10 protein-coding genes are annotated in these 13,111 nt (G+C 43.0%); 8 read left to right on the forward strand and 2 right to left on the reverse strand.

Annotated elements, in window-relative coordinates; translation table 11 throughout:
• The first annotated feature begins 47 nt into the window (after positions 1–47).
• From M5U24_RS06155 to M5U24_RS06190, 8 genes are all read left to right on the forward strand, one after another.
• Entirely contained in the window at positions 48–182 is a 135-nt protein-coding gene (locus M5U24_RS06155) for a hypothetical protein (RefSeq protein ID WP_261341077.1), read from the forward strand.
• Between the two features lie 36 nt (positions 183–218).
• A complete protein-coding gene (locus M5U24_RS06160; RefSeq protein WP_157820329.1) occupies positions 219–773 on the forward strand; it encodes a class I SAM-dependent methyltransferase in 555 nt (184 codons plus the stop codon).
• A gap of 488 nt (positions 774–1,261) precedes the next feature.
• Positions 1,262–2,491, forward strand: a complete 1,230-nt coding sequence (locus tag M5U24_RS06165) for a sulfatase (RefSeq protein WP_169702846.1) — start codon at positions 1,262–1,264, stop codon at positions 2,489–2,491.
• 564 nt (positions 2,492–3,055) lie between these two features.
• Positions 3,056–3,226, forward strand: a complete 171-nt coding sequence (locus tag M5U24_RS06170; RefSeq protein WP_169702845.1) for a hypothetical protein — start codon at positions 3,056–3,058, stop codon at positions 3,224–3,226.
• Between the two features lie 283 nt (positions 3,227–3,509).
• Positions 3,510–7,643, forward strand: coding sequence for a tetratricopeptide repeat protein (locus tag M5U24_RS06175; RefSeq protein ID WP_164995192.1), 4,134 nt, complete (start codon positions 3,510–3,512; stop codon positions 7,641–7,643).
• A 78-nt stretch (positions 7,644–7,721) separates the two neighbouring features.
• Positions 7,722–7,868 carry a hypothetical protein gene (locus M5U24_RS06180; RefSeq protein ID WP_164995193.1) on the forward strand — a complete coding sequence of 49 codons (147 nt, stop codon included), beginning with the start codon at positions 7,722–7,724 and terminating at the stop codon, positions 7,866–7,868.
• Between the two features lie 194 nt (positions 7,869–8,062).
• On the forward strand, positions 8,063–9,067 hold the full coding sequence (locus M5U24_RS06185; protein ID WP_164995194.1) for a cation diffusion facilitator family transporter: 1,005 nt from the start codon (positions 8,063–8,065) through the stop codon (positions 9,065–9,067).
• Positions 9,068–9,378: 311 nt separating this feature from the next.
• Positions 9,379–10,716: an IS1380-like element ISCku8 family transposase gene (locus M5U24_RS06190; RefSeq protein WP_099323988.1), complete on the forward strand. Its 1,338-nt coding sequence runs from the start codon at positions 9,379–9,381 to the stop codon at positions 10,714–10,716.
• A gap of 134 nt (positions 10,717–10,850) precedes the next feature.
• Here the strand turns inward: M5U24_RS06190 and M5U24_RS06195 are convergent, their stop codons facing one another.
• Both M5U24_RS06195 and M5U24_RS06200 read right to left on the reverse strand, forming a co-directional pair.
• Positions 10,851–11,453: a transposase gene (locus M5U24_RS06195; RefSeq protein WP_298201857.1), complete on the reverse strand. Its 603-nt coding sequence runs from the start codon at positions 11,451–11,453 to the stop codon at positions 10,851–10,853.
• Positions 11,454–11,496: 43 nt separating this feature from the next.
• Positions 11,497–12,774, reverse strand: a complete 1,278-nt coding sequence (locus tag M5U24_RS06200; protein WP_298201859.1) for an IS1634 family transposase — start codon at positions 12,772–12,774, stop codon at positions 11,497–11,499.
• Positions 12,775–13,111: the final 337 nt, after the last annotated feature.

Consider the following 13,111-nt stretch of genomic DNA (forward strand, 5'->3'; position numbering starts at 1 on the left):
ACAATGCCCCGTACTTGTAGTAGCGCATTTTATAACAGGGGAAAACTATGGGGTTCAAATCATTGCTGGGTATCAAGAAACACCAGTGGAAAAAAACAGTTAATAAATATATTGTTAAAACAAAAACAGCGTTTCCCCGGTATCCCTGGGATGACTTTTACCGGATAACGGAATATTTCTAGGGACTGGGACTGTCTTCACTGCCCGAACGCACCTTCTTGTTTCGTCTGTGGCACTATCTCCAGGCAAATGCAAAAATTGTTGAGATTGGCAGTTGGATTGGTGAGTCGTCCTGTCTCCTGGCGTCGGGGCTAAAAGGTGAGGATGCAAAATTATATGCCATTGACAACTTCAAAGGGCAGGCAAGCGACCCTGCAGCCAGAATGAGGTATCAAGAGAGAATGTCCCGGTTGAAAATAAACAACACGAAGGAAATATTTGACAAAAATATTGCCCATTTTAAGCTATTATCGAAGGTCGAATCGATTGCTGCCGATTCTCTGGAGGCTGTAAAGTCGTTTCGGGAACCACTCCATTCAATAGACCTTTTGTTTATTGACGGCGACCATTCGGAAGATGCAACAAGAAAAGACATTACGACGTGGATGCCGTTTCTGAAACATGGAGGAACTGTTGTTTTTCATGATTTTTCTTCTAACCACGGCGTTCCGCAGGCCATCTGGTGGGCGATACAACAATCATATTTTTCCGGACTCGTGGGCATCTACGGGACGATGATCGCCTTTAGATCCAGCGAAAGCCTTGAGAAATGAGTCTGAGAACCAGCCCTCTCGTGAGGCAAAAGCTTCGGGACTGATAAGAAGAGATTGAAACGATGGATTTCACAGGTGCTTGCTTTTGTTGAGTATACTGCATCGAGCTTGAGTTGTTTAAGTTTTGTGAACGGAAAAAAATTATACTACTTAGCGGCAATTCTTTTTAATCCCTACCTCAAACCATTTGGGCTAATTTTGGAGACACCATACTTAATTCTGCAGATTCTCTCGTTCCCATGCTCCAGATTGGGAATGTGCCTGTGCCATGTGGTAAATGCATGGACACATCCCTTATTTTCTCACCAAATCAAGCAAGTAATATGGGGTGTGTCCCTAATTCTCTCTAATTCTCTGAGGCAATGTTGGATTTCCATTTTGACGGACCGTTCCCTTTGTTAAATGATACAATTAAAACTACTATACAAATATGTTTTGTTTATACATTATTTGTAATAGTATATTTCGGTTGCAATAAAGCATATGCAATGGAACATAGACCTAATATTCTGCTTTTTACCATTGACGCCTGCCGGCCTGATCATCTTGGATGTTACGGATATTCTAAAAACCTGACTCCGAATATTGATTCCCTTGCAAAAGAAGGGGCGCTGTTTATCAATGCATTTAGCCAGTCGGCATGGACTACGCCCGGGATGATTTCGATATTCACTTCCTTATATCCGTTTACCCATAAGGTGGAAGCCCGGGGAGATTCGCTGGATACAAAGGTAGTGACATTGCCTGAAATTCTCAGGGAAAACGGATATGCCGTGCCCGTGCTGCCAAGGTTTGTTGATATCCCCAATTACCGGAACCTGGGTTTTGATGCGGTGGAAAAAGGGCAATTCGAGGGAAAAGAAGTCGGGGATTTGTTGAAATTATTACATGCCTACAAAGATCAACCGTTTTTTATATGGTATCATTATCACGGACTGCATTTGCCCTATAATCCCCCGGATTCTTATCGCAAGGAAATTGCTGAAGCTAATGGTATGAAACCTGAGCACGAATCCGAAGGGGTTTCACTGATAAAAACGAAGTCGGTTATCAAGCATGATGCCGTTGTTTTTACCGATGAGGAGAAAAGCCTTGCGGTTGCTTTGTATGATAGCCAGTTACCGCCATTGGACGATTCTATAGGGATACTGGCCGCGAAACTGAAGGAATGGGAATTGTACGAAAATACAATAATTATCATCACTTCCGACCATGGGGAAGAGTTGTTTGAACATGGGTTTGTTGGCCATGCATCGACTTCGTTAAACGCAAAGCTGTACGATGAAATAATACGAATACCGCTCATCATTTTGTGGCCGAAAAAAATAACATACAAACGCATCGGCGCAAACGTGCAACAGATTGATATTATGCCCACAATTCTTGATATGCTTGGTATTGCAAGCACAAATGCATCAGAGGGACGTTCACTGTTGCCGTTAATGGAAAAGGATCAAGGCGGGGAATCATCGATAGTCTATTGTGAAACCATTATGGGCGGATATCAAAGCACCGAAGTATTGCGAAATATCAGATTGCGCTGCATAAGGACGGAGAGATGGAAGTTGATTGCCAAAAATGGCAATAATGTGGATACATATGAGCTGTATGACCTGAAAAACGACCCTGGAGAAAAAAATAACGTTGCCAAAAAATACCCGGATATTGCACTTGATTTGAAAGAAAAACTCTTTTCAAAAACCGGCAATAACAAATAGTAACGGCGATGCATTTGTATGTTTTGGCGTGAACGCATGTATAGTCAAAGAAATCCGATTTGGGAAATTCCTGGTAACCCGGCCGCTTAAAACACACCCCGCCTGCCTGTGCGTTACACGCAGATAGGTCAGCTACGCTGCCATCCCTCTTTTTAGAGGGAAAAATGAGAAGTCCCATCTATCAAGAGGGGATTTAGAGGTGTGTTTATTATTATAAAACCAGTCATCATGTTTCATTTGCAACACCCAGAAACGATGAAAATGGTTTTATAACCATATCGTGTTGTAGTATCTGTACTTAAGTACCTGCCCATAAATAACTCCTACAAGTTTTGATTGCAAAGTAATTTGCCGTGCGCTATTTTCCAGTGCATTCGGATAAGAAGAATCCACAGTTATATGATTTATTTATGGACAATTCCTAAGCTATTTTTTGTAGTCTTACTTTCGAGTTGGAAACATCTGGCATTTCTGTTTCTGTACCGGTTCAAATGTATAGGGCCATCCAAAAGGTATCAGCTTGTCATTGCTAGGGTATCGGCTTGTCATTGCGAGGGTCTCCACTTGTCATTGCGAGGGTCTTTTCCGAAGCAATCAGTATACTACGAGATATTTCGTGACGTAAGAAACGCCATATCACGGGAGAAGCAAATTAAGGGTGGCTCAAGGGCTAAAAAAATAGCATTAATTAATGGAATGAATGCAGGATGGAAGGATCTCTATGACGGTCTATGAGATTGCTTCGGAAAAAGCCCTCGCAATGACAAGCTGATACCCTTGTAATGACAAGCATGTGGTTTTGGTATGATGGATAGAGCCTCGGATTTCTAATCCGCTTCCGCTTGTAATGACAAAATAAGTCATCAGTCATCATGTTTCATTTGCAACACCCAGAAACGATGAAAATGGTTTTATAGCCATATCATATTGCGGTACCTGTGCTTAAACTATCTTTTGTAGTCTTATTTTCGAGCCAAACGCCTTTGATTATACAAAAAAGAAAATAATTATTGCAGGCATGAAAAAACATCATATCAGGTACGACGGGAGGAAACTCCAGCCACCACGAATAAAGCATTCCTTACGGTTATTAGCAGTGTATTGCGGTTTCTTTCTGCTTATTTTAGCCCTTAATGGCGTTGCCTCTGTACAAACCAACTGGGCAGATAATTATCATCGCCCTGAAAATATTTTTGAAAAAGGGTGTAACGAGACACCTGCGCTGTTTACCGGGATAAATAAGTACCTATTGGCTAACAATGCACCTCACGATTTAGTCGCTATGCAATGGTTCTTAGACGGCAACGTCATGGCAAAACAGGCGGACATATTTACCGTTGAAGCGGCGAGTTTTGCAGAAGTGGAAGATGCAAAACAACATACCATGCGTGTTTCACGCATGGTACCCTTTCCTGTGTGGTTAGAACAGCGGGATCATATCTACGTTATTTGCGCAGGGTACTCCACCAGACAGGATGATTTATTGCCCTATGTGGAGTCGATTAAAAAAAACGGCTACCCAAAGGCGTCTTTGGGCATTGTCTCCTTAAAGGACAGAAAGGTTATTCTGGAGGCATCTCCTTCGCTTGAAATAAAGAGGAAGGGTGATGAACAATCTTTGGAGATTATGAGGAAGAAGCAGGTTGGTACGGGAAGGGTGGATCTTTCTGATGTGGAAGAGAAATTGCTCGAAAGCGATGAAGCATCTGAGGAATTCTTTCAGACGTACGAAGGAGACTATTATATTGGCAAGGCATGGAGAAGTTACCACGCGGGCAATTTTGACATGGCAATTGAATTTTTCCAATTTGCCGCTTCATTTACTGAAACCGCCAACGAAGCATATCTTGGCACTGCATATTGCTATATCGAACAGGACAGGAAAGACGAGGCGCTCTCTATTTTTGATAAATTAGTGGCAGAAAGATTTAAGTTAAAAGAGATTGCAGGCGTTCTGGCAAAAATAGAATATTTTGACAAAGCCCTCGAAGTGTGCAATAAGGTGCTGTACACCGACCCGTTTAATGCTGATTTCCTGATGTTGAAACTAAATATTCTTCTGCAAAGAAAGAATTATGACGAGATGAGGACCATTCTGGCTGGAGTGCCAAATGATAAAAATACCCTCGAATTATTATTGCTCGGTGCAGATATAGAGGCGTGGTCGAAAAACTATGAGAAGGCAATAGAAAAATATCAGCAATTAACAGAACAGTTTCCGGAAGAAGGCAAGGCCTGGCTGGGATACCTGAAGACGGTAACATGGTCAAAAAACTGGTTATTATTGTCGGACATTTTACCGCAAGGTATCGAAAAGATTGAAATGACGGATGATGACCGCCCCTTTTTTGTGGATGCCTTTCTTGCATTGGGGAATATTGAAAAAGCGCTGGCGGTGTGGGATGAAATGGATGCAAATGCAAAGGACTGGAGCAAGTCTTTGTCAGCAATAGTTGATAAATATATGTCATTGGGGAAACTGGAGGAAGCGACACATTTACTGGAAAAAGTATTGGCGACCAGGAAGAAAGATATTCACCTGGCGGAACAGTTGGCGTTAAACTATTTTTACTCGGAAATGCCGGAAAAGGGGTTTGAAGTAATCGGACAGTTTCAAACCGATCCGGAGGCGCAACTAAATATTGAACTCACAAGGGCGGAAATCTTCGCCCTGTTAAAAAATTATGAAGCGTCTTTGTCCATCCTGCAAACAATTGACGTATCAAAAGAAGAAGGAAATCGGGCAGAAACGGTGGAATTAGAGAGTTATTACGGATTGGAAAAAGATGAACAGCTTTTGGAAAAAGCGGCGCTCTATTTAGAAAAACCGCCGGAAGAGGACATAATTGACAGGGCAAAAATACTGACCCTTTCTATTCTCTCCCGGATAAGAATCGGGCAGTACAAAGATGCGGAAAAAGAGATTGAACTATTATCCACTATGCTGCCGGAAGATTACGGCGCGGCGATTCTCAGGGTCTTGCTCAAAAATGCAAGTAAACAGTTAACTGATCGCGATGAATCGATACTGGCACTGGGCAAACAACTATCAGAGTATTCAAAAGACGTCGCTATGGTACGACCACAGCTCCTCGGTGATGAAACGCTGTATGACCAGACAAAGATTTTGTCAATGCATATTCTTGAAGCATGGAGAATCGCCGGTGAATTGTCAAACTATAAAAACAAAGACGTCCTGCAGCAATTGGCAAGGGCGGAATATAAAGCGGGCAATTACCAGCAATCTTTCGACATTTATACAGGACTCTATGAAGAAGAGAACAATGAGCGGTATAAAATGGGGATGGTGGAATGTATGCTGGACTATGGCAATATAAAAAAGGCAACCGAATTATTTGATGAAATTCAAATGCTGCGTTTGCCGCCGAAAGACGTCCCCCGTTATTTCGAGAGTATGATTCGATTGCAAAAGGATGAAGTATTATTTTTTAATACAAAGCTGTCGCAGCTCCCTGAAGATAGCGCCGCTACGGTCACAATGAAAACATTGGTTATTATTGAGCGATTAATGAATGGCGATGAAGTTTTTGCTGATAATGAAATAAAGCGCTATCTTACAGAACGTCAGGAGGAGGTTTCCATCTTCCGCCTGACTTTGTCAAGAATGGGATATTTTGAAAAAGGGTTAATGGGGAAGTGTTATGCATTTGTAAAGAATCAGTACCTTAAAGCAATAGAACAGTATCCTGAGGATACGGGCATTCGCTATGAATATGCAAAACATCTTGCTTCGCATCGTGAATACGCACCGGCAATAGAACAGCATTTGGCGCTGTATGAGCTTGACCCAAACGATTACCGGACGGTGAAATGGCTGGCGCGATTGTATAGCTGGACGAAGCAGTTTGTAGAAGGATTGCAGTGGTATGAAAAATATGGAGAAATACGTCAGGGAGACCTTGCGGTGCGTCATGAGATTGCGAGGGTTTACGGCTGGGCGCTGATGCTTGAAGAGGCAAACGAGGCATATGAAAAACTCTGCGAAGATTTTCCCGATAATCATGAACTCTATTGGGAATGGCAGGCAAAGAAAAATAACTGGTTAAGGCGAAAGCGAACGGCGGTTTCTTATTATGAAAAATTAGTGGAGCGTCACCCGGAAGATGCGGAGCTGGTATTTGATCTGGGGCAATTATATTCGCAGCTCAATTTGAGCCGGAAATCGGAAGATACGTACAGAAAACTGCTTGTTTATGAACCGGGACATAACCGGGCGCTATTTGCAGCGGATTCAGAGAAATGGCGCAGAAAACAATCAGCCGGATTAAAAATTACGTACATCCATCAGGATGGAACAGGCGATACGTTCGGGAATTTTGAAATAACACGGTTCAGAACAGATGCGAATTACAAGCCGGCACGGATAATGGAGGCAACAGACGTTTCGTTGGGTCTTGGACATACCACATTCAATTTTTTGGACCATACCGGATCTACGGCAGATCATCTTTGGCTTAAGGGGAACAAAGATTTCCGGAATGGCGTTATGATATATTTAAACGGTGAATTGTCCACCTATACGGAAAACAATAAAGAAACGGTTCAATTTGAAACAGGCATACATTATCAAATAGCCGAATTGTTTGATGCTACCGTGTTTACAGGGAGAGAGGATGTCCTTGAGAATTTTATCACATTAAGCAATCACAGGGCACGCTACTATACCGGCGGGCGGATTATGTGGGATATTGATAAACGTGTTGACGTATATGCGCAGGGGAAACAGTACTGGTATAATGACTGGAACGATGGCTTTGAGTATGACGTGTCTGTTGGGTATAAATTTTTTGTATATCCGAGGATTTTAAAATTATCCGTGGGAATATTTGGCTTTGATGTGGATGACCACGTAAGCGAGTACTGGTCGCCAAACGCATATAAAAAGTATTCTGCGGCCCTAAGCTGGCGCCATTATCTGGGAAAAGAACACTACACCGGCGCTCCGGAGTTTTTTTATGAAATGGTAATGAAGCAAGGCATTGACAGCGACAGTGTTGATTTTGCAGAGCCGTCACTTGCTTTCGGATGGGACAATAAACGGCGTATGAATGCCGGGCTTGAAATAAAGCCCATGAGATCGGTTGTTTATGATGAAGAACGGATATTTTTCTATTTTAATGTACGTCTTTAAGTTCAAACGGAAGCATTCCCGGTTTTTTGTAACCGTTTATGTGGTCGGGGTAAAACAACCCTGACAGGGTTGGCACTAATGTACGTTTCATTAAAGCATGGCAAAATTCACAAAAAACCGGGAATGCATCAGGATCAAACCCACAAGGGCATGAAAGCTGCAAGAGACATGGCAAGCCTGTCCCCCGCTGGCGGGGGATTAAGGGGGTGGAAATTGTCTGTGTAGGAAATCCTGGAGGCTTATAACATGAATAGCCATAAATTTTTTTTCTTATTCCTACGTTCCCGGTGGAAATGCCTGTTACGAAATAGGATTAAATTGTCCATTTAACCCAGTCTGTGGAGTTTGGGAACGAGATCGATAAAACACTTTATTGGAGGTGAAATAATTATTTTTTTAAAACAAGGGGAGTGCCGTTCGTGAAATACGTAAAGGATGATTCCGTCGTAGTCGTTCTTTCCGCTATCTGTGGAAATTTACTTCTTACCATCGCCAAATTTTCGGGATGGCTCATTAGCAGAAGCCCTTCAATGCTGGCGGAGGCGATTCACTCATTCGCCGACACGGCAAATCAGATATTGCTCTATGTAGGCATACAACATAGCCGTAGCGGTCCGAGCCGTGAATTTCCATGGGGACAAGGTTCTTCACGCTACCTATGGAACTTAATTTCAGCAGTAGGTATATTTTTTGTAGGATTTGGCGTAACCACCTATCACGGCATCAGTTCGCTTTTCAAACCTCATGAGGCTTTTCGCTCAGAATTATATTGGTTGTCCATTACAATCCTTGCGCTGTCCTTTTTTGTTGAAGGATATGTATTGACTATTGCATATAAAAAATTGAAAAAGAAACAGGACAGACGTTCACTGAGGAATATTGTTTTGTCCGGAGATGACTCCACTATCACCGCTGTCTTGCTCGAAGATTCCATTGCCGTACTTGGCGTTGTTACTGCCCTTACAGGACTATGGCTGTCTCATATATATCAGAGTCACCTGCCTGACGCCGTTGCCTCTATTATAATTGGTATATTTCTTGGAATCATGGCGGTATTACTTGCTTTTGTGAATGGACGTTTACTCATTGGCATGGCAGTAAGTGAGAAAAAGGAGAAGGATATACGGCAATTTATCGGGATATACCCATCGGTGGAAAAGGTAATCAGCCTCAAAACCCAAATCCTTGGCCCAAACATGGTAAAACTTACTGCAGAAATAGAATTTCATGGAGGAATCATGTTTGACAGAAAACAAGTCGAGGCCGATGCGGAACTCATCCGGCAAGGAGAAGAACCTTTGCCCATACTTGTTGACACCATAGAGAGAACCGTAAGGGTCGTCGGCAATGAAATCAATAAACTGGAAAGGGCCATCCGTGAACGATTCCCTGAAATATCCTCTATCTCACTTGAGGTGTATTAATAAAAAAGGCTGTCGGCAATCGGCAAACTGTAATATGCCACTACTTAACCCAACTTCGACAAGCAGAAATCGTATCTCTTTTATTGCCAATGTGATACGACTTTAGTCCTTCATTTTTCGGCACTACATCTTTGAGTTTTCATGGGTGATTTTATATTTTTTCTGCCTAATGGTGTATGTTTAATTTGTACCTAAATCCTGCAAACAAGGCAAAGCCTTGTTGCAGGAATAGGATTGAAATGGTAGGATTTCCAAGGTATTCGGCGGTATATTGATAACAAAAAACACCTGAAAGGAGATTCACCATTTCGATGAAGAATATAGCAAAAAAATACAGCAAAAGACAACCGAAAATCAAGGCAGAGATGAGCGGGAAAGGCTTAACGGTACATGCAGGGCTTTTACCGGTATTGAATTTTATGGGTAAGCTGATGTTCCGGGAGAGAGTCCATGAAGCGGTCCATAAGGATCGTGGAGCAAATGCCCGGTATCAGTTTGTCGATGCGGTACAAATGGTAGTGATAGGGTTGATAGCAGGGGCGACATCGATGGTAGAGGTGATGAAGGTGTGTACAGATGAGGTATTGAAGAAGATGTCCGGGTGGAAAGAGGTACCTGTAGATACTACGATAGGACGTATTATGAAGCTGGCGAGTCAGGGAGATATAGTGGAACTGACGGGGGTGATCCACCGGTTTAGGGGAAAGATATGGAAGCGTGCGGTGAGATCAGGCCATAAACTCAGGAGTGCTCTTTGCGAAGTATGGATAGATGTTGATTCTACCGTAGATGGTGTATATGGGAAACAGGAGGGTGCAGAGGTAGGATATAATCCGCACAAGAAGGGGCAGAAGGCGTATCATCCCTTAATGGCATTTATTGCAGAAACAAAGGAGGTATTACATAGTTGGTTCCGCTGTGGAAGCGCCTACACGAGTAACGGAGTAGTAGAGTTCATGAAGGAATGTATGGCGTACATGAATAAGGGGGTAAGGGTGGTATTTCGGGGAGACAGCGGTTTTTTTACCGGAGAATTACTTGAATACCTTGAGTCAATATTGGCGGGATATCTGATTAAGGTAAAGCTGAAGAATCTGGAAGGATTGCTTGAAGGGCAGAAATGGAATGAGGTGAAAGGGGAGCCAGGATGGGAACAGGCTGAATTTTGGTATCGATGTGCAGGGTGGGATCGTGCGAGACGTTTTGTGGCAGTGCGGCAATTGGTCAAAAGAGAAAAGAAATTAGTAGAAGTGTCCGTGTATGAGTATTTTTGTTACGTTACAACGGAGCGGTTAAGTCCGATGGAAGCGCATCGTTGTTATGGAAAGAGGGCTACCTGCGAGACTTTGATAGAAGAGAGTAAAGGACAGATGAATGCGGGGCACATACGTACGGGTGAATTTTTGGCCAATGCTGCGCTATTTCAGTGTGCGGTGTTAGCGTATAATCTTTTGAAGTGGATGGGATTGCTCAGTGGTGGAGTGATACAAAAGTGGGAAGTAAAGACGATGAGACTGTGGTTAATCCGTGTGGCAGGGAAACTGGTGGAGAGAAGCCGGCAGATGACATTAAAATTGCCGGAGAAATTTCTCCATCAGGAGGAATGGGAAAAGTGGGAACGCATGTCACTGGATGTAGTTTTTCAGTAGAAAACCGACGTTGTATTTCGTTTTTTTAGTCTTTTGAGAGTGGTAAGTATACCGCAGATGGAGACAGTACATCCCTATCTTGATTTTCATTGCATCAGAGAGCACGTTTCCGACAATTTCCCATGTCTTTTTGTTTAAAGTAGTACAATAGCGCTACCACAATTGCTAAAAAACGGATATCTGTTATCGCTTTTTGCCAATCTTGGTAGTGGAAAATACTGATTTTCGCATTGCGAAAATCGTTTGCAGGATTTAGGTTGTAGTTTATTGTAAATCGTGTGCTGCTTTTCCGTGGGCGCTGTGCAGGTTCTGACGTCAATAACGCAGCCGTCCTTTGTGTTCATGGTCGTTGTTACCCTTATATGGGTGGCAAGGATATTACGAATCGTATTCCAATTATAATGAACCCCTGCGGTTCTTAGCTTTTTTAATATCCCGGCAAGTATGTGATAGGCCAATACAGTGACATGCACGTGGGCAATGGTTGGGGTATCTGTGTGGTGAAAGTTTGGCCGTAAACCAAGGTTGCCTTTCATTGTTTTAAAACTTTCCTCAACAGTACTCAACGACCTATGGAGCTTTGATATCTCTTCCCCGCTAAGATCAAGTCGGTTTGTCCGTAATACATACGTGCCTATGGCTTCTTCCTTTGCTTGCGCCTGAGCATTTTTCTTAAATTTGATATCGGTCGCTTTGCCATCCGTCTGTTCCACTTTGATCGTATATAAATTGCCCACCTTGTAGCGTTCTTTTAACCGGCCTATCCTCTCTATGATCGTATCATATTTTTTTCTGTCTTTTTGGCTTCTCTAATCCTTCTTTTATTGCCGAGAGCGCCTCTTCAAACCTTTGTTCTTTCAGGGAAAGGATGGACTTCTCTTTTGTCTCTTTTGCCTCTTTTGCCTCGCTGTGGCATAAAAGGAATGCCTCTTCTTCAGTACGGACTAATTTCATGCCCAACGTTGTTTTCCCGTCTGATAACATAATCTTCTCTTCGTCCGTTTCAGGCCAAAAAGTATCTTCAAAAGATTTCTTGCGCGAGACGACCACATATTTATAGCCGTTCTTCCTGATAAGCGCAATGTTCTCTTCCGTTGCTATCCCCGCGTCCATAACAATCGTTCTATCATTTGAAAACATACCGTCTTCTTTTTTTAATCCATCCAAAATATCTTTTAGGGTACCAGGCTCCGACACATTGCCCTCAAAAACCTTGCTCTGCTTGGGAAATCCCTCTTCATCAACGGTAAGGGATAGCGTAATTAACGGACAATCATTACGGCTCTCTTTTGATTTGTAGCGCCGGGCCACCTTACTCCCTCTTTTGCTACCCTCAAAATAGGTATTTGTTAAATCATATAAAATCACCGTCTCTTTAAGGGAAAATATCTCTCGCGCCCGCTTTGACAACTCTTGCTCTATGGCGGCATGATTCTCCCAAAGCAAGACTGCCGCGCGATGCAGCGCTTTATCATACAGTTTAACCCCGGAGTCCAACAGCTCTCCCGCCCCGCTTGTTTCAGAAAGCCATCGCACGGTATCACGCTCGCTGCCGGGATGAACCATTCTCCCCACAATGAGCATCTTGGAATAGGCAATCTGGTCATCTGTAAAATCAAGCCCTTGCAATATCTTATCAAACCCGTATTCATTCATTTGGCTTATGGCCACGTGTTCGGCGCCTACGGTCTTTGCATCATTTGTTATCAGGGAATTAATATTCACGTGCTCGTATTGAGCAGGTTCTTCCCCTGCTGATTCACCGCCGGTAATACGTTCTTGCGCCCTGTCCAACCGCTCCTGTCTTATCTGGCTGGCATAATGCCTTGCTTTCGCCTCTATTTCAGGATCTTGAGGAAACAACGTTTTTTGATTTGCTAAAAATCCTTCAATGCAATTGGCAAGGGTCTTCCACTTCTCCTCGGGCAGACTAAGCTGCCCAAGGTTTAAGACTATTTGCTGTCTTGGCCCTGAAGGGGTGCGAATGGATTCGATGAGTTGGTGTTGTATGTAGCTCTTCCCGCCATTCACTTTTTTGATCTTTTCACGGATAAACACACCGGTATTTTACCATGTAAGCAATGGCGCCGCAAGCATAAACAATAATATTCAGGCACTACATTAAACGCCGAAAGCAACATTCAACCATACCAATAGGTTACGACTATTATACGCTCAATTTCTTGCCTTTTTCAGGGTAAATTTGTCGAAGTTGGGTTAACAATTCGAAGTTCCTTGTTCGATATTCGTAATTCATTCGGAGGTCGGAAGTTTACTAAAAACACGGACTTCTGACCTCCGACCTCACCTTACACGGTTAAATTAATCCGTAATTAACTTAGCGCTTATGCGGACGTGACCCCTGCTTCATACCATATTTCCCCCCCATGCAATT

The sequence above is a fragment of the Candidatus Kuenenia sp. genome, from assembly GCF_027493735.1.
Classification (GTDB): domain Bacteria; phylum Planctomycetota; class Brocadiia; order Brocadiales; family Brocadiaceae; genus Kuenenia; species Kuenenia stuttgartiensis_A.

What these genes read in the sequence shown, in the direction of transcription:
- M5U24_RS06175 (WP_164995192.1), top strand. Translation starts at nt 3,510, where the DNA reads ATGAAAAAACATCATATCAGGTACGACGGGAGGAAACTCCAGCCACCA.
- M5U24_RS06180 (WP_164995193.1), top strand. Translation starts at nt 7,722, where the DNA reads ATGTACGTTTCATTAAAGCATGGCAAAATTCACAAAAAACCGGGAATG.
- M5U24_RS06155 (WP_261341077.1), top strand. Translation starts at nt 48, where the DNA reads ATGGGGTTCAAATCATTGCTGGGTATCAAGAAACACCAGTGGAAAAAA.
- M5U24_RS06190 (WP_099323988.1), top strand. Translation starts at nt 9,379, where the DNA reads ATGAAGAATATAGCAAAAAAATACAGCAAAAGACAACCGAAAATCAAG.
- M5U24_RS06165 (WP_169702846.1), top strand. Translation starts at nt 1,262, where the DNA reads ATGGAACATAGACCTAATATTCTGCTTTTTACCATTGACGCCTGCCGG.